18 protein-coding genes are annotated in these 21,439 nt (G+C 70.4%); all 18 read left to right on the top strand.

Annotated features, from left to right (window positions below; all coding sequences use genetic code 11):
* Positions 1-26 precede the first annotated feature (26 nt).
* The 18 genes from ASD90_RS18845 to ASD90_RS18760 all read left to right on the top strand — a co-directional run bounded on the left by ASD90_RS18845 (position 27) and on the right by ASD90_RS18760 (position 21,435).
* Positions 27-1,346 carry a geranylgeranyl reductase family protein gene (locus ASD90_RS18845; protein WP_056759868.1) on the top strand — a complete coding sequence of 440 codons (1,320 nt, stop codon included), beginning with the start codon at positions 27-29 and terminating at the stop codon, positions 1,344-1,346.
* Between the two features lie 128 nt (positions 1,347-1,474).
* A complete protein-coding gene (locus ASD90_RS18840) occupies positions 1,475-1,834 on the top strand; it encodes an NADH-quinone oxidoreductase subunit A (protein ID WP_056759866.1) in 360 nt (119 codons plus the stop codon).
* Between the two features lie 69 nt (positions 1,835-1,903).
* Positions 1,904-2,458: an NADH-quinone oxidoreductase subunit B family protein gene (locus tag ASD90_RS18835; RefSeq protein WP_056759864.1), complete on the top strand. Its 555-nt coding sequence runs from the start codon at positions 1,904-1,906 to the stop codon at positions 2,456-2,458.
* Entirely contained in the window at positions 2,455-3,237 is a 783-nt protein-coding gene (locus ASD90_RS18830; RefSeq protein WP_056759861.1) for an NADH-quinone oxidoreductase subunit C, read from the top strand. Before ASD90_RS18835 ends, ASD90_RS18830 begins: the two co-directional genes overlap by 4 nt.
* Positions 3,237-4,625 carry an NADH-quinone oxidoreductase subunit D gene (locus ASD90_RS18825; protein ID WP_056759859.1) on the top strand — a complete coding sequence of 463 codons (1,389 nt, stop codon included), beginning with the start codon at positions 3,237-3,239 and terminating at the stop codon, positions 4,623-4,625. Before ASD90_RS18830 ends, ASD90_RS18825 begins: the two co-directional genes overlap by 1 nt.
* Positions 4,622-5,392, top strand: coding sequence for an NADH-quinone oxidoreductase subunit NuoE (nuoE, locus tag ASD90_RS18820; RefSeq protein WP_056759857.1), 771 nt, complete (start codon positions 4,622-4,624; stop codon positions 5,390-5,392). Before ASD90_RS18825 ends, nuoE begins: the two co-directional genes overlap by 4 nt.
* Positions 5,389-6,720: an NADH-quinone oxidoreductase subunit NuoF gene (nuoF, locus tag ASD90_RS18815; RefSeq protein WP_056759856.1), complete on the top strand. Its 1,332-nt coding sequence runs from the start codon at positions 5,389-5,391 to the stop codon at positions 6,718-6,720. The genes nuoE and nuoF overlap by 4 nt, the downstream gene beginning before the upstream one ends.
* On the top strand, positions 6,717-9,158 hold the full coding sequence (locus ASD90_RS18810; RefSeq protein WP_056759855.1) for an NADH-quinone oxidoreductase subunit G: 2,442 nt from the start codon (positions 6,717-6,719) through the stop codon (positions 9,156-9,158). The genes nuoF and ASD90_RS18810 overlap by 4 nt, the downstream gene beginning before the upstream one ends.
* The gene (gene nuoH / locus ASD90_RS18805; protein WP_056759853.1) at positions 9,155-10,576 is read left to right on the top strand and encodes an NADH-quinone oxidoreductase subunit NuoH; all 1,422 of its coding nucleotides are present in this window, start codon (positions 9,155-9,157) and stop codon (positions 10,574-10,576) included. The genes ASD90_RS18810 and nuoH overlap by 4 nt, the downstream gene beginning before the upstream one ends.
* Positions 10,569-11,384, top strand: a complete 816-nt coding sequence (gene nuoI, locus ASD90_RS18800) for an NADH-quinone oxidoreductase subunit NuoI (protein ID WP_082588862.1) — start codon at positions 10,569-10,571, stop codon at positions 11,382-11,384. The genes nuoH and nuoI overlap by 8 nt, the downstream gene beginning before the upstream one ends.
* Positions 11,381-12,169 (top strand): NADH-quinone oxidoreductase subunit J, encoded by a 789-nt coding sequence (locus ASD90_RS18795; RefSeq protein WP_056759851.1) that lies wholly within the window; start codon positions 11,381-11,383, stop codon positions 12,167-12,169. Before nuoI ends, ASD90_RS18795 begins: the two co-directional genes overlap by 4 nt.
* A gap of 5 nt (positions 12,170-12,174) precedes the next feature.
* Positions 12,175-12,465, top strand: coding sequence for an NADH-quinone oxidoreductase subunit NuoK (nuoK, locus tag ASD90_RS18790; RefSeq protein ID WP_369793636.1), 291 nt, complete (start codon positions 12,175-12,177; stop codon positions 12,463-12,465).
* Positions 12,466-12,480: 15 nt separating this feature from the next.
* Positions 12,481-14,466: an NADH-quinone oxidoreductase subunit L gene (gene nuoL / locus ASD90_RS18785; protein WP_082588861.1), complete on the top strand. Its 1,986-nt coding sequence runs from the start codon at positions 12,481-12,483 to the stop codon at positions 14,464-14,466.
* Positions 14,467-14,474: 8 nt separating this feature from the next.
* On the top strand, positions 14,475-16,076 hold the full coding sequence (locus ASD90_RS18780; protein WP_056759847.1) for an NADH-quinone oxidoreductase subunit M: 1,602 nt from the start codon (positions 14,475-14,477) through the stop codon (positions 16,074-16,076).
* Complete coding sequence (gene nuoN / locus ASD90_RS18775; RefSeq protein WP_056759845.1) at positions 16,073-17,686, top strand: NADH-quinone oxidoreductase subunit NuoN; 1,614 nt, start codon at positions 16,073-16,075, stop codon at positions 17,684-17,686. Before ASD90_RS18780 ends, nuoN begins: the two co-directional genes overlap by 4 nt.
* Before the next feature lie 34 nt (positions 17,687-17,720).
* Positions 17,721-18,740 (top strand): polyprenyl synthetase family protein, encoded by a 1,020-nt coding sequence (locus tag ASD90_RS18770; protein ID WP_056759844.1) that lies wholly within the window; start codon positions 17,721-17,723, stop codon positions 18,738-18,740.
* Positions 18,741-18,917: 177 nt separating this feature from the next.
* Positions 18,918-20,099, top strand: a complete 1,182-nt coding sequence (locus ASD90_RS18765) for an alanine racemase (protein WP_056760278.1) — start codon at positions 18,918-18,920, stop codon at positions 20,097-20,099.
* Between the two features lie 13 nt (positions 20,100-20,112).
* Positions 20,113-21,435 (top strand): D-arabinono-1,4-lactone oxidase, encoded by a 1,323-nt coding sequence (locus ASD90_RS18760; protein WP_235506794.1) that lies wholly within the window; start codon positions 20,113-20,115, stop codon positions 21,433-21,435.
* Positions 21,436-21,439: the final 4 nt, after the last annotated feature.

Below are 21,439 nucleotides of genomic sequence, written 5' to 3'. Positions count from 1 at the left end.
AGCGGTTCGGAAGCGTGCAGGGAGACATGACCAGTTCGAGCGTCGCACCCAGCCCCACGGGGGCTGGCGGTGCACCCGTCGAACGGGCCGACGTCATCGTCGTCGGTGCCGGTCCGGGTGGCAGCGCGACGGCCGCCTACCTCGCGGACCACGGTCTCGACGTCGTCCTCCTCGAGAAGTCCGCCTTCCCGCGCGACAAGATCTGCGGCGACGGCCTGACCCCGCGCGCGACGAAGGAGCTCATCTCCCTCGGCGTCGACACGACGGGCTGGCAGCGCACCAAGGGCCTGCGCATCAAGGGCGGCGGCCACACGCTCCAGCTCGACTGGCCCGAGTCCGACGCCTTCCCGGGCTACGGCATGGTCCGCACGCGTGCCCAGCTCGACGAGACCCTGGCCCGCCACGCGGAGGCCAAGGGCGCCCGCCTGCACGAGCGCACGAGCGTCTCGACCCCGGTCCGCGACTCCTCGGGGCGCGTCACCGGCGTCACGGCCAAGCGTCTCGACGACGCCGGCCGCGCCACGGGCGAGACCGTCACCTACCGTGCACCGGTCGTCGTCGCGAGCGACGGCGTCTCGAGCCGCCTCGCCACCGCGGTCGGCCGGCCCAAGCGCGAGGACCGCGTCATGGGGGTCGCCGTCCGGGCCTACTACACGACGCCGAAGCGCGACGACTACCTCGAGAGCCACCTCGAGCTGTGGAGCCGCGACGACGACGGCAACCGCATCCTCATGCCGGGCTACGGCTGGCTCTTCCCGCTCGAGGACGGCCGCACCAACGTCGGCCTCGGCACCCTCGACACCACGTCCGCCTTCCAGAAGACCGACTACAAGGACGTCATGCGTCGCTGGGTCGAGGACATCTTCCCGGAGTGGGAGCTCGAGCACGACGAGGCGGCCGGGCCGATCCGCGGCGCCGCGCTGCCGATGGGCTTCAACCGCACGCCCCTCTACGCCGACGGCCTGCTCCTCGTCGGCGACTCCGGCGGCATGGTCAACCCCTTCAACGGCGAGGGCATCGACTACGCCCTCGAGGCCGCGCGTCTCGGCGCCGAGCTCGTCGCCCAGGCGATGGCGCGCCCGAGCGACGCTGCGCGCGAGAGGGTGCTCGCGGCATACCCCAAGGTCATGAAGGACGAGCTCGGCGGCTACTTCACGCTCGGTCGCTGGTTCGCCCACGCCATCGGCAACCCCGAGGTCATGCGGCTCGCGACGAAGTACGGCCTGCCCCGCACCAAGCTCATGCCGCTCCTGCTCAAGATCATGGCCAACCTCGCCGACCCCACGAGCAAGGGCGCGAGCGACCGCCTCATCACCACCCTCTCGCGACTGGCTCCGAGCGCATGAGCCCCCCGCCTGTCGGCGCCATTGTGACGCCGAGCACAATCGAAGCCGACGCCCCTAGGATGGGTGCGCCGCGCACCTGCGCCCCATGCTTTGCACGTCAAGCACGACCGAAAGGCACGTGACCTCGGATGAACTCCTACGTCCCGATCCTGTTCATGCTGGGGCTCGGCTTCGCGTTCGCCGCGCTGTCGGTCTTCACCTCGCTCGTCGTCGGGCCCAAGCGCTACAACCGCGCCAAGCTCGAGGCGTACGAGTGCGGCATCCAGCCGTCGCCGCATGCGGCCGGTGGTGGCCGCGTGCCGATCAAGTACTACCTGACGGCGATGCTCTTCATCATCTTCGACATCGAGTCCGTCTTCCTCTACCCGTTCGCAGTGGCCTTCAACAAGCTCGGCCTCTTCGCGCTGGTCGAGATGGTCCTGTTCATCGCCACGGTGTTCGTCGCGTACGCCTACGTCTGGCGTCGCGGCGGCCTCGAGTGGGACTGACGCCGAGGAGCACCCGCAGCAGCGGGCACGCGTCCACCGGGTTCGTCAGGAAAGGTTAAGGAGTAAGCAATGGGTCTCGAAGAGAAGCTCCCAGCCGGGTTCCTGCTCTCGACCGTCGAGGGTCTCGCCGGCTACATGCGCAAGGCCTCGATCTGGCCGGCCACCTTCGGCCTCGCGTGCTGCGCCATCGAGATGATGGCCGTGGGCACGCCCGACTACGACATCGCCCGGTTCGGCATGGAGCGCTTCTCGGCGACCCCGCGCCAGGCCGACCTCATGATCGTGGCCGGACGCGTCAGCCAGAAGATGGCCCCCGTCGTGCGACAGGTCTACGACCAGATGCCCAACCCCAAGTGGGTCATCTCGATGGGTGTCTGCGCGAGCTCGGGCGGCATGTTCAACAACTACGCGATCGTCCAGGGCGTCGACCACATCATCCCCGTCGACATCTACCTGCCCGGCTGCCCGCCGCGCCCGCAGATGCTGCTCAACGCGATCATCGAGCTGCACCACCAGATCGAGACATCGCCGCTCGGCGTCAACCGCGAGAAGGCGGCCCAGGCCGCCGAGGCCGCAGCGCTCTCCGCCACCCCGACGCACCAGATGAAGGGTCTCCTCGCATGAGCGACGGCGAGAAGAAGCACGACGCGAGCTCCGTGAACGCCGACACGACGAAGGACCAGGCCTCGGGCCTGACCCCCGGAGAGGTCGAGCTCGCTCGGCCGGGCGGCCCGGCCGAGCCCGAGGTCGTCGGCGTCCGCCACGGCATGTTCGGGGCGACCCAGGGTGCCGACACGACCGGCTACTCCGGCCTCGTGCGCCCGATCCTCGTCGCAGGCGCCTCCGAGCGCCCCTACGGCGGCTACTTCGACGAGATCGCCGACAACCTCGAGCGCGGCCTCGTCGGCGGCACGGCCTCCTACGCCGAGGCCGTCGACCGCGTCGTCGTCGACCGGGGCGAGATGACGATCCACATCCGCCGCGAGCACCTGCTCGCCGTCGCCCGCGCGCTGCGGGACGACGCGTCGCTGCGCTTCGAGATCGTCACCGGCGTCTCGGGCGTGCACTACCCGAACCGCACCGGCGAGGAGCTCCACGCCGTCTACCACTTCCTGTCGATCACCCACGGCGGCAGGCGGGTCCGCATCGAGGTCTCGTGCCCCGACGACGACCGCCACATCCCGTCGATCGTCTCCGTCTACCCGGCCAACGACTGGCACGAGCGCGAGACGTGGGACATGTTCGGCATCGAGTTCGACGGCCACCCGGCCCTCACCCGAATCCTCATGCCCGACGACTGGCCGGGCCACCCGCAGCGGAAGGACTACCCCCTCGGCGGCATCCCCGTCGAGTACAAGGGCGCCACCATCCCGCCGCCGGACCAGCGGAGGTCGTACAACTGATGAGCACGCACACCGAGTTCACGCAGACAGAGGTGCCGGAGCCCGGCGCCAACGACGTCTACGCCACGTCCGTGGCCGACGAGCAGGCCAGTGAGGGCGCCCACGTCTTCAACGCCGCCGGCGGCGACTGGAACGACCTCGTCGACGAGGCCACCTCGCTCGGCGAGGAGCGCATCGTCGTCAACATGGGGCCGCAGCACCCGTCGACCCACGGCGTGCTCCGCCTCATCCTCGAGATCGACGGCGAGACGGTGACCGAGGCTCGCGCGGGCATCGGCTACCTCCACACCGGCATCGAGAAGAACATGGAGTACCGCACCTGGGTTCAGGGCGTCACGTTCTGCACGCGCATGGACTACCTCACGCCCATGTTCCAGGAGGCCGCCTACTGCCTCGCCATCGAGAAGCTGCTCGGCATCACCGACCAGATCCCCGAGCGGGCCAGCGTCATCCGCGTCCTCATGATGGAGATGACGCGCATCAGCAGCCACCTCATCTGCCTCGGCACGGGTGGCATGGAGATGGGCGCGACCACCGTCATGACGGTCTCCTTCCGTGAGCGCGAGCGGCTGCTCCGCGTCATCGAGATGGTGACCGGCCTGCGGATGAACAACGCCTACATCCGCCCCGGCGGTGTCGCGCAGGACCTCCCGCCCGGCTGCATCGACGCCCTGCGAGAGATGATCCCCGAGGTCCGCCGCGGTCTCGGCGAGCTCGAGGCGCTGCTCAACGAGAACCCCATCCTCAAGGGCCGCACCGTCGACGTCGGCGTGCTCAACCTCGCCGGCTGCATGGCGCTCGGGATCACCGGCCCGGTGCTCCGCTCGACGGGCCTGCCTCATGACCTGCGCAAGCTCGACCCGTACTGCGGCTACGAGACCTACGACTTCGAGGTCAAGACCCGCACGAGCATGGACGCCTACGGCCGCCTGCGGATCCGCATCGACGAGATGTACGAGTCGCTGAAGATCATCGAGCAGGCGACCGACCGCCTCCAGGCCGACGAGGGCCCGGTCATGGTGGCCGACAAGAAGATCGCGTGGCCGGCGCAGCTCGCGCTCGGCAGCGACGGTCTCGGCAACAGCCTCGACCACATCCGCGAGATCATGGGCACCTCGATGGAGTCCCTGATCCACCACTTCAAGCTCGTCACCGAGGGCTTCCGGGTCCCGGCGGGCCAGGCGTACGTCGCCATCGAGTCGCCGAAGGGCGAGCTCGGCTGCCACATCGTCTCCGACGGCGGCACGCGCCCCTACCGCGCGCACTTCCGCGACCCGAGCTTCAACAACCTGCAGGCCGTGGCCGCGATGTGCGAAGGCAGCCAGATCGCCGACGTCATCGTCGCGGTGGCCTCGATCGACCCCGTCATGGGAGGTGTGGACCGTTGAGCGGTCACGACGCTTCAGGCCACCTGCACGTCAGCCCCGAGTCCAAGGCGCCGTATGCCGCCGACGTCCTCGAGCGGCTCCACGTCGACGCCGCCGAGGTCATCTCGCGCTACCCGCAGAAGCGCTCGGCGCTGCTGCCGCTGCTGCACCTCGTGCAGTCGGTCGACGGCTACGTCGCGGGTCGCGGCGTCAGCTTCTGCGCCGAGGTGCTCGACCTCACCGAGGCCGAGGTCAGCGGTGTCGCCACCTTCTACACGCAGTACAAGCGCCACCCCAACGGTGACTACACCGTCGGCGTCTGCACCAACACGCTGTGCGCGGTCATGGGCGGCGACCTCATCTTCGACCGGCTCTCCGAGCACCTCGGCATCGGCCACGACGAGACGACCGAGGACGGCAGGATCACCCTCGAGCGCGTCGAGTGCAACGCCGCGTGCGACTACGCGCCGGTCGTCATGGCCAACTGGGAGTTCTTCGACAACCAGACGCCGGAGAGCACGATCGGCCTCGTCGAGGACCTCCGCGCCGGCAAGGACGTCGCGCCGACGCGCGGCGCCGCCAAGGTCTGCACGTTCAAGGAGGTCTCGCGAGTGCTCGCGGGCTTCGAGGACGGCCGCGCCGACGAGGGCGTGGGCGCCGGCCCGGCGTCCCTGCTCGGTCTGAAGATCGCCAACGACCGCGGCTGGGTCGCCCCCGGCAGCAACGGCGCCCAGCGCGCCGACGCCTCGCACACGTCGCTGGCCGACGGGAAGGACGGATCGCAGTGACCGACACCCTGACCCCGATCCTCACGAAGTTCTGGGACGACCCGCAGTCCTGGACCCTCGCGACCTACGAGCGCCACGACGGCTACAAGGCCCTCACGAAGGCCCTCGACATGGAGCCGCAGGCGATCATCGACGCCGTCAAGGACTCCAGCATCCGCGGCCGTGGTGGCGCCGGCTTCCCGACCGGCATGAAGTGGTCGTTCATGGCGCCGCCCGACGGCGGCCCGCGCTACCTCGTCGTCAACGCCGACGAGTCCGAGCCGGGCACGTGCAAGGACGTGCCGCTCATGATGGCCAACCCGCACGCGCTCATCGAGGGGGTGGCCATCTCCTCGTACGCCATCGGCTGCGAGCACGCGTTCATCTACCTCCGCGGTGAGGTCGTCCACGTCTACCGCCGCCTGCTCCGCGCGGTCGAGGAGGCCCGTGCCGCGGGCTACCTCGGCGACAACGTCGGGGGCAAGGGCGTCACCGTCGACATCACCGTGCACGCCGGCGCCGGCGCGTACATCTGCGGTGAGGAGACGGCGCTGCTCGACTCGCTCGAGGGCCGTCGCGGCCAGCCGCGGCTCAAGCCGCCGTTCCCCGGCGCCGCGGGCCTCTACGCCCGCCCGACGTCGGTCAACAACGTCGAGTCCATCGCCTCGGTGCCCGGGATCATCCTCGAGGGTTCCGACTGGTTCAAGGGCATGGGCACCGAGAAGTCCACGGGCTTCGGCATCTTCAGCCTCTCGGGCCACGTCGCCAACCCCGGCCAGTTCGAGGCCCCGCTCGGCATCACGATGCGCGAGCTCATCGACCTCGCCGGCGGCATGCGCGGCGGCAAGAAGCTGAAGTTCTGGACGCCGGGTGGCTCCTCGACGCCCATCTTCACCGACCAGCACCTCGACGTGCCCCTCGACTTCGACTCGGTCGCCGCGGCCGGCTCGATGCTCGGCACGCGCGCCCTGCAGGTCTTCGACGAGACCGTCTCGGTCGTGCGCGCCGTCGCGCGCTGGACCGACTTCTACGCCCACGAGTCCTGCGGCAAGTGCACGCCGTGCCGTGAGGGCACGTGGTGGCTACGCCAGATCATGAACCGCATCGAGGCGGGCCAGGGCACGCAGGACGACATCGACAAGCTCGTCGACATCTGTGACAACATCCTCGGCCGCAGCTTCTGCGCCCTCGGTGACGCGGCCACGAGCCCGATCACCTCGGCCGTGCAGTACTTCCGCGAGGAGTTCGAGGCCGGCATGCACACGCCGGCCCACGAGCTCTTCCCGCCCGAGAAGTCGGTCCTCTTCGACGTCCAGACCAAGGAGTCCAGCGGGATGGTGTCCGCATGACCGCCACGACGGAGACGAAGGCGCCCGCGGCGCCCGACCACGTCAGCCTCACGATCGACGGCGTGCCCGTCAGCGTCCCCAAGGGCACGCTCGTCATCCGCGCCGCCGAGACCATCGGGGTCGAGATCCCGCGCTTCTGCGACCACCCGCTGCTCGACCCCGTCGGGGCGTGCCGCCAGTGCCTCGTCGACGTCGCCATGCCCGACCGCGAGGGCAATGTCCGCCCCATGCCGAAGCCGCAGGCCTCGTGCACGATGACGGTGTCCGAGGGCATGGTCGTCAACACGCAGGCCACGTCCAAGGTCGCCGACAAGGCACAGCAGGGCGTCATGGAGCTGCTCCTCATCAACCACCCGCTCGACTGCCCGGTCTGCGACAAGGGCGGCGAGTGCCCCCTGCAGAACCAGGCGATGAGCGCCGGCCGTCCGGTGTCGCGCTTCGAGGACGTCAAGCGCACCTACCCCAAGCCGATCAACATCTCCTCGCAGGTCCTGCTCGACCGGGAGCGCTGCGTGCTCTGCGCCCGCTGCACCCGCTTCTCCGACCAGGTCGCCGGCGACCCGTTCATCGCGCTCGTCGAGCGGGGTGCGCTCCAGCAGATCGGCATCTACGAGGACAAGCCCTTCGAGAGCTACTTCTCGGGCAACACCGTTCAGATCTGCCCGGTCGGCGCGCTCACCGGTGCTGCCTACCGCTTCCGCAGCCGTCCGTTCGACCTCGTGTCGACCCCGTCGGTCTGCGAGCACTGCGCGAGCGGGTGCGCGACCCGCACCGACCACCGCCGCGGGGTCGTGCTGCGCCGGATGGCGGCCGAGGACCAGGCCGTCAACGAGGAGTGGAACTGCGACAAGGGCCGCTGGGCGTTCACCTACGCCACGCTGCCCGACCGTGTCGAGCTGCCGATGGTGCGTGACGCCGACGGCGTGCTCCAGGTCGTCGGCTGGCCCGAGGCCCTCGCCGCAGCGGCAGCCGGCCTCGCAGGCAAGAAGGCCGGCGTGCTCGTCGGTGGCCGCGTGTCCGCCGAGGACGCGTACGCCTACGGCAAGTTCGCCCGCGTCGTGCTCGGCACCAACGACGTCGACTTCCGTGCGCGACCGCACTCGGCCGAGGAGGTCGCCTTCCTCGCCGAGCACGTCGCCGCCACGGGACCCGATGGCGGCGCCGTCACGTATGCCGACCTCGAGGCCGCGAAGGCCGTCCTGCTCGTGGGCTTCGAGCCCGAGGACGAGAGCCCGATCGTCTTCCTGCGCCTGCGCAAGGCGTTCCGCAAGCACGGGACGCAGGTGTATGCCGTCGCGTCCCACCCGACGCGCGGCCTGACCAAGGTGGGTGGCACGCTGCTCCCCACCGTCCCCGGCCACGAGGCGGCGGCGCTGGCCGACCTCGGTTCGACCGAGCTCGGTGCGAAGGCCCGCGAGGCCCTCGGTGCCGGCGGCGTCGTGCTCGTCGGTGAGCGCCTCGCCACCTCGTCCGGTGCCCTGCGTGCCGCGGCCGACCTCGCCGCCGCCACCGGCGCCCGCCTCGCGTGGGTGCCGCGTCGTGCGGGGGAGCGCGGAGCCCTCGAGGCCGGTGCGCTCGGTGCGCTCCTGCCCGGTGGGCGCCCGGTCTCCGACGCCTCGGCCCGCGCCGAGGTCGCCCGGGTCTGGGACGTCGACCAGGTCCCGGCCACCCCGGCCCGCGACACGGCCGGCATCATCGCGGCTGCCGCTGCCGGCGAGGTCGAGGCCCTGCTCGTCGGTGGCGTCGACCCGTCCGACCTCGGCGACCCGGCTGTCGCCGCAGCCCTCGAGAGGGCGTTCGTCGTCTCGCTCGAGCTGCGCGAGTCGCCGGTCACCGCCGTCGCCGACGTCGTGCTGCCCGTCGCCCCGCAGTCCGAGAAGACCGGCACCTACGTCAACTGGGAGGGCCGCGTCCGCGCCTTCGAGGAGGCCCTCGAGAGCAACGCGGTCAGCGACCACCGCGCCCTCGACATGCTCGCCAGCGAGATGGGCGTCTTCCTCGAGACCCGCACCCAGCGCGAGATCCACGCCCAGTTCGAGGCCCTCGGCCCGTGGGGCGGCGCCCGTGCCACGAGCGCCCCCGACGGCCAGCGCGTCGCCGCGGCGCCCGACGGCAGCGGCGACTTCGTCCTGTCGAGCTGGGCCACGCTCCTCGACGCCGGCCGGATGCAGGACGGCGAGCCGTTCCTCGCCGGCACCGCGCCGCTCGCCGTGGCCCGGCTGTCCGCGGCCTCGGCTGCCGGGCTCGGACTCGGCGAGGGTGACCACGTCACGGTCTCCGGCCCGGCCGGCAGCGTCACGCTGCCCGCGGTCGTCACCGAGGGCATGGTCGACGGCGTCGTCTGGGTCCCGACCAACGCCAAGGACTGCTCGATCCGCTCGGGCCTCGGCACCGACGCCGGCGGCCGCGTCCACGTCACGAAGGGTGGTGCGGCATGAGCCTCGGCCTGACCGCATACGGGGTGGCAGCTGCGCTGCCCATGAACGAGAACCCCACGGCCGACTTCAGCGACACCCCATGGTGGCTGGCGCTGATCAAGGCCGTCGGCATCTTCGTCTACCTGCTCGTCTCGACGCTGCTCGTCATCTGGTTCGAGCGCCGCGTCATCGGCCGCATGCAGCAGCGCCCGGGCCCGAACCGCAACGGCCCCTTCGGTCTGCTCCAGACCCTCGCCGACGGCATGAAGTCGATGCTCAAGGAAGACATCACGCCGGCCAACGCCGAGAAGCTCATCTACACGCTCGCGCCGCTCCTCGCCGCGACGATGGCCTTCGTGTCGTTCGCGATCATCCCGGTCGGCGGCACCGTGTCGATGTTCGGCCACGTGACGCCGCTGCAGGTCACCGACGTGCCCGTCGCCGTCCTGCTCGTGCTCGCCGTCGCGTCGGTCGGCGTCTACGGCATCATCCTCGCCGGGTGGAGCTCGGGCTCGACCTACCCGCTGCTCGGTGGCCTGCGCTCGACCGCCCAGGTCATCAGCTACGAGATCGCCATGGGCCTCTCGCTCGTCGCGATCTTCCTCTACAGCGGGTCGATGTCGACCTCGGCGATCGTCTCGGCGCAGAGCTCGCTCTGGTACATCCTCCCCGCGTTCTTCAGCTTCGCCGTCTACGTCATCACCATGGTCGGCGAGACCAACCGTCTGCCCTTCGACCTCGCCGAGGGCGAGGGCGAGCTCACCGGTGGCTTCCACACCGAGTACTCCTCGATGCGCTTCGCGATGTTCTTCCTCGGCGAGTACGTCAACATGTTCACGGTCGCCGCCCTCGCCACCACGCTCTTCCTCGGTGGCTGGCAGGCTCCGCCGTTGATCTCGGCGATCAACGACAACATGTTCGGCGGCGGCTGGTGGGGCCTGCTGTGGTTCACCGTCAAGCTGTGGCTCTTCATGTTCGTGTTCGTCTGGCTGCGTGGCTCGCTGCCGCGCGTCCGCTACGACCAGTTCATGCGCTTCGGCTGGAAGTTCCTCATCCCGATCACCCTGGCCTGGGTCGTCGCCGTGGCGTTCATCCGCGGTGCGCAGCTCGGCTTCCTCGGTGACAGCAAGCTGACCTTTGCCGGCCGGGAGCTCTCGGTCGCGACCGTCGTCATCGTCAGCGTCGTCGCCGTCATCGCGCTCGCCGCGGCGTGGATCTGGGACGACAAGCGCGCCGCCCGCGCCGCCGCGGAGGACGAGACCCCGCCCGAGGAGATCGACCCCTTCCAGGACGGCTACCCCGTCCCGCCGCTGCCCGGCCAGCGCCTGACCGAGCCGACCCCGCGCCTGGCCGCGTCGCGCGAGCCCGTGCTCACGACCGCCGGCGCCTCGAGCAGCCCGAGCACCTCGACCGCCGTCAAGGAGGAGGACCATGGCTGACGACACCGTCGGCAAGGACGTGTCGCCCCAGAGCCCCAGCAGCACCACGGGCTCGGAGGTCGGCGCGCCACGCGACCAGCGATCCGGCGAGGACCAGCGCGAGAAGGGCTTCCTGTCCGAGCTCTTCGCGCCTGTGGCCGGTTTCGGGGTGTCGTTCTCCACGATGTTCCGCAAGGTCGCGACCGAGGAGTACCCCGAGAAGCCGCGCCCCACGGCGCCGCGCTTCCACGGTCGCCACCAGCTCAACCGCTACCCGGACGGCCTCGAGAAGTGCATCGGCTGCGAGCTGTGCGCCTGGGCCTGCCCGGCCGACGCGATCCTCGTCGAGGGTGCCGACAACGACGACACCCCGCTCGACCAGGGTGGCAAGGGCCGCTTCAGCCCCGGTGAGCGCTACGGCCGCGTCTATCAGATCAACTACCTGCGCTGCATCTTCTGCGGCCTGTGCATCGAGGCGTGCCCGACGCGCGCCCTGACGATGACGAACTTCTACGAGCTCGCCGACAACGACCGCGGCAAGCTGATCTTCACCAAGGACCAGCTCCTCGCGCCGCTCCAGGGCGGCATGCTCCAGACGCCCTTCCCGATGTCCGACGGGCTCGAGGAGCGCGACTACTACCAGGGCAAGGTCAGCGAGCCGACCGACGCGCAGCGTGCCTACGTCGACGCCCGTGACGCGGTCGACGACGACGAGGACGACTTCGCCGGCGGGCCCGGCAACGTCGGGGCCTCGGTGCCCGGGGTCCACGACCTCGTGCACTCCACCCACCCGACCGCGCCCGAGACCAGGGAAGGGGCCAACCCGTGACCTCCACCGCCGAAGCCGTCGGCTTCTGGGTGCTCGCCCCGATCGCGGTCCTCGCCGCACTGGGGCTGCTCTTCGCGAGGAAGGCCGTCCATGCCGCGCTCGGCATGGCCCTCGTCATGTGCATCCTCGGCGTCTTCTACATCATGCAGAAGGCCGACTTCCTCGGGATCGTGCAGATCTTCGTCTACACCGGCGCCGTGATGATGCTCTTCCTCTTCGTCCTCATGCTCGTCGGCGTCGACTCCTCCGACTCGATGGTCGAGACGATCAAGGGTCAGCGTTGGGCCTCGCTGCTGCTCGTCATCGGCCTCGCCGGCATCCTGATCTTCTCGCTCGGCCAGGTCGTCCTGGACGAGCAGAGCGTGCAGGCCGGCATGGACAAGGTCGTCTCGACCAACACCGACACGGGCAACGTGACCGGCATCGCCGAGCTGATCTTCGGCCAGTACGTCTGGATCTTCGAGGTCACCTCCGCGCTGCTCATCACGGCCGCCCTCGGCGCCATGGTGCTCGCGCACCGCGAGCGACTCACGCCCCGCATCACGCAGGCCGAGTGGGCCGCCAAGCGCGTCCGCGACAACAAGAACGTCGCGGGCCTGCCCGCGCCGGGTGTCTACGCCCGCCACAACGCGGTCGACACCCCGGCGCTGCTGCCCGACGGCACGCCGAGCGCCCTGTCCGTCTCGCGGGTCCTCGTGGCCCGTGACCAGGTCGCGACCGCCGAGGGCCTCAAGGACGTCGAGCGCCACATGGAGCGCGAGATCGAGGAGGGTCGGTCCAAGTGAGCCCGATGCACTACGTCTACCTCTCGGTACTGCTCTTCGCCATCGGCGCGGCAGCCGTGCTGGTGCGCCGCAACGCGATCATCGTCTTCATGGGCGTCGAGCTCATGCTCAACGCGACGAACCTCTCCCTCGTCACCTTCTCCCGGATGCACGGCGCCCTCGACGGGCAGGTCATGGCCCTGTTCGTCATGGTCGTCGCAGCCGCGGAGGTCGTCGTGGGACTCGCCATCATCATGGCGATCTTCCGCGCCCGCCGCTCGGCCTCGGTCGACGACGCCAACCTGCTGAAGCTGTAAGGAGCGCCGGCCAGAATGGGAACTCTCGTCCAGACGCTCACGAGCTCGTCGAGCACGCTGAGCACGTATGCCGCGGGCCTCGCCACGCACGAAGGTGAGGCGCACGCCGCCACCGGGGTGACGGCATACGCGTGGCTGCTCGTCGCGCTGCCGCTGCTCGGTGCCGCCGTGCTCCTCCTCGGCGGCCGCCGCACCGACAAGTTCGGGCCCGTGCTCGCGACCGCCCTCTCGTGGGGTGCCTTCGTCGTCGGCGCACTCGTCTTCCTCGCGATGCTCGGCCGTGGCGCCGAGGACCGCGCGGTCGGCATCGACCTGTTCGACTGGATCGCTGCCGGGTCGTTCAAGGTGAGTGCGGGGCTGCTCGTCGACCAGCTGTCCATGGTCTTCGTGCTGCTCATCACCTTCGTCGGCTCGCTCATCCACGTGTACTCCATCGGGTACATGGAGCACGACCCCGACCGGCGGCGCTTCTTCGCCTACCTCAACCTCTTCGTCGCGGCGATGCTCCTGCTCGTCCTCGCCAACTCCTACCTGCTGCTCTACGTCGGCTGGGAGGGCGTGGGCCTCGCGAGCTACCTGCTCATCGGCTTCTGGAACTACAACCCGGCCTACGCGACCGCGGCCAACAAGGCGTTCGTCGCCAACCGCGTCGGTGACTTCGGTCTGTCCATCGCGATCATGGTGATGTTCTTCCACTTCGGCGCCGTCGACTTCGCGACGGTGCTCGGTGAGGCCGGCAGCAACGCCAACGAGGGCTTCATGACGGCCATCGGCCTGATGCTGCTGCTCGGTGCCTGCGGCAAGTCGGCGCAGTTCCCGCTCCAGAGCTGGCTCGGTGACGCCATGGCCGGCCCGACCCCGGTGTCGGCGCTGATCCACGCCGCGACCATGGTCACGGCCGGCGTCTACCTCGTCGTGCGCTCGGCGCCGATCTTCGAGGCGGCGCCCACGGCGCAGCTCGTCGTCGTCATCGTCGGCGCCATCACGCTGCTCTTCGGCGCGATCGTCGGGTGCGCGAAGGACGACATCAAGAAGGCCCTCGCGGCCTCGACGATGAGCCAGATCGGCTACATGATGCTCGCCGCGGGCCTCGGCCCGGTCGGCTACGCCTTCGCGATCTTCCACCTGCTCATGCACGGCTTCTTCAAGGCCGGCATGTTCCTCGGGGCCGGCTCGGTCATGCACGGCATGAACGACCAGGTCGACATGCGCCGCTTCGGCGGCCTGTCCGGTGCCATGAAGATCACGTGGGCGACGTTCGCCGTCGGCTGGCTCGCCATCCTCGGGGTGCCGCCGTTCTCGGGCTTCTGGTCCAAGGACAAGATCATCGAGGCCGCCTTCATCGGCGAGGGCTGGCGCCCATGGGTCTTCGGCATGGCCGCCCTCATCGGCGCCGGCATCACGGCCTTCTACATGTCGCGTCTGTTCTTCATGACCTTCCACGGCAAGAAGCGCTGGACCGACGACGTGCACCCGCACGAGTCGGGCAGGCTCATGACCGTCCCGATGATCGTCCTCGCGGTGGGCTCGGCCTTCCTCGGTCTCATCCTCGGCCCGACGGGCATGTTCACCACGTGGCTCGAGCCGGTCACCGGCGCCGAGCCCGAGGGTGCCCACCCGGTCATCCCCGTGCCGGTCCTCATGGCCCTGACCCTCGTCCTCGTCGCCGCTGGCGCCGCCCTCGCGTGGCTGCGCTACTGGCGAGACGACGTGCCGGTCACGGCGCCTGCCGGTTCCCTGCTCACGCAGGCCGCGCGCAAGGACCTCTACCAGGACCAGGTCAACGAGGCCCTCCTCATGCGACCCGGCATCCACCTCACGCGCTCGCTCGTCTTCGCCGACAGCAAGGGCGTGGACGGTGCGGCCGGTGGCCTCGCCGCCCTCGTCGGCGGGACGAGCTCCCGACTGCGCAAGCTGCAGAACGGCTTCGCGCGCTCCTATGCCCTGACGATGCTCGCTGGTGTCGTCGCCATCCTCGGTGCTCTTTGGGTGATGTCCTGATGACCGCAATGTCCACCGTCCCCTGGCTGACGATCCTCGGCCTCATCCCCCTCGTGGGCGCGCTCGTCGTCGCCTTCGTGCCGGGCAGCGCCGAGAACGCCAAGCGGATGGCGATCGGGTTCTCCCTCGTCACGCTCGTCGTCGGCATCATTGCCGCGACGCAGTTCGACCGTGCCTCGAGCGCGCAGTTCCAGCTCGGTGAGCAGCACTCGTGGATCCCGCAGTTCGGTGTCAGCTACGCGCTCGGCGTCGACGGCATCGCGCTCGTGCTCATCCTCATGGCGCTCGTGCTGACCCCGATCTGCCTGCTAGCGGCCTGGCACGACGTGCCCGAGGAGGCCGGCGCCCGCGGCGGCCAGCGCGTCAAGACGTACTTCGCGCTCATCCTCGTGCTCGAGACGTTCATGGTCGGGGTGTTCGCCGCCACCGACGTGTTCCTCTTCTACGTCTTCTTCGAGGCCATGCTCATCCCGGTCTACTTCCTCATCGGTCGCTTCGGCGGCCCGCGCAGGCAGTACGCCGCGATGAAGTTCCTGCTCTTCTCGCTGGCCGGTGGGCTCGTCATGCTCGTCGCCGTCATCGCCCTCTACCTGCAGGGCCCGGGCGGCACCGACGGCTTCCTCATCGAGCGCCTCACCGGTCTCTCGCTCGACCCCACCACCGAGCGGCTGCTCTTCGTCGGCTTCTTCTTCGCCTTCGCGGTGAAGGCGCCGATGGTGCCGTTCCACACCTGGCTGCCCGACGCCGCCACCGAGTCCTCGCCCGCGACGGCGACGCTGCTCGTCGGCGTGCTCGACAAGGTCGGCACGTTCGGGATGATCCGCTTCTGCCTCCAGCTCTTCCCGGAGGCGAGCACGTGGGCGACGCCCGTCGTCGTGGCCCTCGCGGTGCTCTCCGTCATCTACGGTGCGCTGCTCGCGATCGGCCAGACCGACATGATGCGCCTCGTGTCCTACACGTCGGTGAGCCACTTCGGCTTCATCGTGCTGGGCATCTTCGCCTTCACCAACGTCGGCCACGCGGGCTCCACGCTCTACATGGTCAACCACGGCTTCTCGACGGCGGCGCTCTTCCTCTTCGCGGCCATGCTCGTACGCCGTCGCGGCAGCAAGCGGATCCCCGACTACGGCGGCTGGCAGCGGATCACGCCTGCCCTGGCCGGAATCTTCCTCGTCGCGGGCCTCTCCGGCCTCGGCCTCCCGGGTCTGGCGACCTTCGTCTCCGAGTTCACCGTGCTCGTGGGCAGCTTCCCGACTCAGCCGGTGGCCACCGTCATCGCGACGACCGGCATCATCCTCGCCGCGCTCTATATCCTGCTCATGTACAAGAGGGTCATGACCGGCCCGAAGCCCGAGGGCCTCGTCGGCGAGCGCGAGCACGACCGGCTCGACGAGCCCGGCCGTCGCGGGCTCACCGCCGTGCGTGACCTGACGACGCGCGAGAAGCTCGTCGCCGCACCGCTGATCGCTGCGTTCGTCGTGCTCGGCGTCCTGCCGAACATCGCGCTCAACGTGATCAACCCGGCCGTCGACAAGACCCTGGCGCACGTCCAGCAAGCCGTTCCGACCCTCAACCCGGCCGGCACCGTGGCCGAAGGGAGCTCGAAGTGACCGCCGTCGCTCCGCTGGCGCTGCCCACGCTTCCCGCAGCGTTCCAGCAGTCGACCGTCGACTACCTCGCGATCCTGCCGTTGCTCATCGTCTTCGGCACGGCCCTGATCGGCGTCCTCGTCGAGGCGTTCGCCGCGCGCGAGCGTCGCCACGCGATCCAGGTGACGCTCTCGGTCGTGGGCCTGCTCGCGGCCGCCGCGTCGATCATCGTCGCGGCCAAGCACCAGGGCCTGACCATGGGTCTGACGGACGGCTCGACCAACCGGCAGCTCTTCGCCCTCGCCGTCGACGGCCCGGCCCTGTTCATGCAGGCTGCGATCCTGCTCATGGGTGTCCTCGGTGTCCTGACGATGGCGGAGCGCTTCGGCGGAGTGGGCCCCGACGCGTTCACCCCGAGCGGGGCGTCGACGCCGGGCTCGGCCACCGAGACGGCGGCCGCCCGTGCGGGTGCGCTGACGTCCGAGGTCTTCCCGCTGACGATGTTCGCGATCTTCGGCATGATGCTCTTCCCCACGACGAACGACCTCATCGGCATGTTCGTCGCGCTCGAGGTGCTCTCACTGCCGCTCTACATCCTCTCGGGGCTGGCCCGCCGCCGTCGCCTGCTCTCGCAGGAGGCGTCGCTGAAGTACTTCCTGCTCGGCGCCTTCAGCTCGGCCTTCTTCCTCTTCGGCACGGCCCTGCTCTACGGCTACGCCGGCTCGGTCTACTTCGGTGACCTGAGCAAGGCCATCGCCTCCGGGCCGCTCGCCATGAACGGCCTGCTCGTGCCGGGCGCGTTCCTCGTCTTCGTCGGCCTGCTCTTCAAGGTCGGTGCGGTGCCGTTCCACGCGTGGACGCCCGACGTCTACCAGGGCGCCCCGACGCCGGTCACCGGCTTCATGGCCGCCTGCACGAAGGCCGCTGCCTTCGGCGCGATCCTGCGCCTGGCCTACGTCGGCCTCGACACCGGTCGCTGGGAGTGGACCAACGCGCTCGTCCTCGTCGCCCTGCTGACGATGGTCGTCGGGTCGGTGCTCGCGGTCACGCAGACCGACATGAAGCGCCTGCTCGCCTACTCCTCGATCGCGCACGCGGGCTTCATCCTCGTCGGTGTGCTCGCCTTCGACCGCAAGGGCGTCGGCGCGGTGCTCTTCTACCTCGTCGCCTACGGCTTCTCGACGATCGCGGCCTTCGCCATCGTCTCGCTCGTGCGACAGAACGGCGCCGAGGCCACGCACCTGTCGCAGTGGGCCGGGCTCGGCAAGCGCTTCCCGGTGGTGGCCGGCGCGTTCGCCTTCCTCATGCTCGCCTTCGCCGGCATCCCGCTGACCTCGGGCTTCGTCGCGAAGTTCGGCGTCTTCTCGGCGGCGATCGGCACGGGTGGCGCGACCGGCACGGTCCTGGCCGTCGTCGGTGTCCTGTGCAGCGCGATCACGGTCTTCGTCTACGCCCGGGTCATCGTCCTGATGTTCTTCAGCGACGCCCCCGACGACGCCGTCGAGGTCGTCATCCCGTCGGTGTCGACGACGTTCTCGATCGCCATCGGCACCCTGGCCACGCTCGCCCTCGGCGTCCTGCCGTCGGCGCTGCTCGACCTGGCCGACCGGGCCTCCCAGTTCGTCCGATGACGGCTCGCGCACGGCTGCACGGTCACGGGGCTCGATGACGACACACGCCACCCCGCCGGTCCTCGGGATCCCCGGGGCCACCGCGGACCTGTCGGCACGCCTGCGTGACGGGCTGGCCCGGGTCGACGCGCTGCTGACGCAGGTCGTCGACCACGACGACCCGTTCATCGCCCGGGCCTCGGGGCACCTCGTCGAGGCGGGCGGCAAGCGGTTCCGGCCGCTGCTGACCCTCCTCGCGGCCGAGCTCGGTGAGGGCATCAACGACGACGTCGTCAGTGCCGCCGCCGGCGTCGAGCTGACCCACCTCGCCTCGCTCTACCACGACGACGTCATGGACGAGGCGAGCGTGCGCCGCGGGGTCGCGTCGGTCAACGCCGCCTACGACAACTCGACGGCGATCCTCGTCGGCGACCTGCTCTTCGGCAAGGCGTCCGAGCTCGTCGCCGGTCTCGGCGCCGAGGCCGTGCTCATCCAGGCGCAGACGTTCGTGCGGCTGTGCTCCGGTCAGATCCGCGACGACCGGGCGTGCCCCGAGGGTGTCGATCCCGTCGACTACTACCTCGGTGTCCTCGCCGACAAGACCGGCGTGCTCATCGCGACGGCCGGGCGCTACGGCGTCATGTTCAGCGGTGGGTCGCCCGCGGCGGTCGAGACCATGCGCTCCTACGGCGAGAAGGTCGGCGTGGCCTTCCAGCTCGCCGACGACCTCATCGACATCGCGTCCGACGCCGACGACAGCGGCAAGATCCCCGGCACCGACCTGCGCGAGGGTGTCGACACGCTCGCCGTGCTGCGCTTCCGGGCCATGGCCGACCGCGACGACGCCTCGGACGTGCGTCTGCTCGAGCTGCTCGACGCCGACCTGTCGACCGACGACGCCGCCCTGGCCGAGGCGCTGGGGCTCCTGCGGGCCCATCCGGCCCTCGCGCTGGCGCGCGACGAGACGTATGCCGTCGCCCGCGAGGCGCAGGCCCTGCTCGACCCGCTGCCCGACAGCGACGCGAAGGCGGCCCTGCAGGCCCTCGCCCTCTCCGTCGTCGACCGCGTCGGCTGACCCACTCGCCTCACACCCCGGGGAGTGAGCGCCCGCCACAGTCGACCGAGCGCTCCGCCACTCGATTGGGACGGGGCGCTCAGCCGAGTGGGACCGGGCGCTCACTCGAGGGGGAGGGAGAAAGAGTGTGGGCGACTCCCAGGTGGGGGTGGGGTGACGCTGGGTAGGGTGCAGGGCATGCATCGTCGCCTGTCGCCGCCGGTCGCGGCGCGCCTCTCGGCGGCGACCGCCGACCTCCCCGGTCCGCTCGCCGTCGTCGACCTCGACGCCTTCGACGCGAACGCCGCCACGCTCGTCGACCTGGCCGCCGGGCTCCCGATCCGGATCGCGACCAAGTCGCTGCGCAGCCGGCCCCTCATCGAGCGGGCGCTCGGGCGCGACGGCTTCCAGGGCCTCATGTGCTACGCCGTGCGCGAGGGGCTGTGGTGGGCGCGTGCCGGCCACGACGACGTCCTCGTCGCCTACCCGAGCGTCGACGTCCCGGCCCTGGCCGAGCTCGCCGCCGACCCGGCGCTGACCCGGGCCGTCATCGTCATGATCGACAGCGTCGAGCACGTCGACTTCATCGCCCGCGAGGTGCCCGGTCACGAGGGGCTGCGCGTGGCGATCGACGTCGACGCGTCGCTTCGGGTCGGCCCGGCCCACCTGGGAGTTCGCCGCTCGCCGACCCGGACCCCCGCGGACGTGGAGACGGTCGTCCGGCGCGCCCAGGAGCGCGGTCTCGTCGTCGCCGGGCTGATGTTCTACGACGCCCAGATCGCGGGCCTGCCCGACTCGTCGCCGGTCGTGCGCCGGATGAAGAAGGTCTCGGACGCCGAGCTGCGCACCCGCCGCGCCGAGGTCGTCGCTGCCGCGCGCTCGCTCGCCGACCTCGAGGTCGTCAACGGCGGCGGCACCGGCAGCCTCCACGTCACCCACCTCGACCCCGCCCTGACCGAGCTCGCCGCCGGGTCGGGGCTCTTCGCACCCACGCTCTTCGACGGCTACGACGCCCTCTCCCTGCGGCCGGCCGCCTACTTCGCCGCCCCGGTCGTGCGCCGGCCCGGCGAGGGGATGGTGACGGCATACGGCGGCGGCTACGTCGCGTCCGGTCCGCCCGGGTGGTCCCGGGTCCCGAGCCCGCTGCCCGAGCACGACCTCGCGCTGATCCGACGGGAGGGCGCCGGTGAGGTCCAGACGCCCCTCGAGGGAGCCGGGGCCGACCGGCTCTCACTGGGTGATCGGATATGGTTCCGGCACGCCAAGGCGGGGGAGCTGGCCGAGCGCTTCACGGAGTTCGCGCTCGTCAGCAGCGACGGAGGCGACCGGGTCGTCGGACGGGCCGCGACCTATCGTGGGGAAGGGCAGTGTTTTGGCTGACAGCGTTGGCGGCGTGACACGTCGCGTCGTACGCAGCATCGACTGGTCCAACTGGGCCGGCACCGAGTCCTCGAAGCTCGCGCGGGTCGCGACCCCGCGCAGCGAGGCGGAGGTGGTCGAGGAGGTCCTGCGGGCCGCCGACCGAGGGCTGCGCGTCAAGGCGATCGGCGCCGGCCACTCGTTCACCGGTGTCGCGGTGACCGACGGCGTCCAGCTGCGCCTCGGCGCCCTCAGCGGCGTCACCTCGATCGACTCGACGCGCGGTGAGGCCACGGTGCGCGCGGGCACGCCCCTGCACGTCCTCAACGAGGAGCTCGCGGCCTTCGGCTACGCCCTGCCCAACCTCGGCGACATCGACCGGCAGAGTCTCGCGGGCGCCACCGGCACCGGCACGCACGGCACCGGACTTCGGCTCACGGGCCTGTCCGCGGGCATCCGGGCACTGCGCATCGTCCTCGCGGACGGCTCGGTGGTCGAGTGCTCTCCGACGCGCGAGCCGGCGCTCTTCCAGGCCGCCCGCCTCGGGCTCGGCGCGCTGGGCATCGTCACCGAGATCACCGTCGCCGTCGTGCCTGCCTTCCTGCTCCACGCCGTCGAGCGCCCGGAGTCGCTGACCGACGTGCTGGCCCACGCGGAGGTGTCGGCGGAGGCCAACGACCACTTCGAGTTCTACTGGTTCCCGCACACCGACCGGGCCCAGACCAAGCGCAACAACCGCGTCCCCGAGGGCACGGCGAAGCGCCCGTTGCCGGGGTGGCGCGAGAAGCTCGACGACGACCTGCTGAGCAACCGCTTCTTCGAGCTGACCAACCGGGTCGCCACCCGGATGCCCCGCTCGACGCGGAGCATCAACGCGATCGCGTCACGGGCCCTGAGCGAGCGGCAGTTCACCGACAGCTCGCACAAGGTCTTCGTCACGCCGCGCGAGGTGCGCTTCATGGAGTCGGAGTGGGCGTTCCCGCGCGCGAGCCTCTCGGAGGTGCTGCTCGAGCTGCGCGAGTGGGTCGACACCCACGACGAGCACATCTCCTTCCCGGTCGAGTGCCGCGTTGCTGCGGCCGATGACGTGTGGCTCTCGACGGCCTACGAGCGCCAGAGCTGCTACATCGCGATCCACAAGTACCACCGGCAGGAGCGGGGCGCCTACTTCGAGGCCTTCGAGGCCATCGCCGTCAACCACGGCGGGCGTCCGCACTGGGGCAAGATGCACACGCGCGACGCCGACTACCTGCGCAGCGTCTACCCGCGGTTCGACGACTTCCTCGCCGTGCGCGACCGCGTCGACCCGGAGCGCCGCTTCGGCAACCCCTACCTCGAGCGGGTCCTCGGGTCCTGAGCCC

It is taken from the genome of Terrabacter sp. Root181 (assembly GCF_001428505.1).
GTDB lineage: Bacteria > Actinomycetota > Actinomycetes > Actinomycetales > Dermatophilaceae > Terrabacter.
Note: the sequence above shows the minus strand (reverse complement) of the source record. Positions and strands in the feature narration are given on the sequence as shown.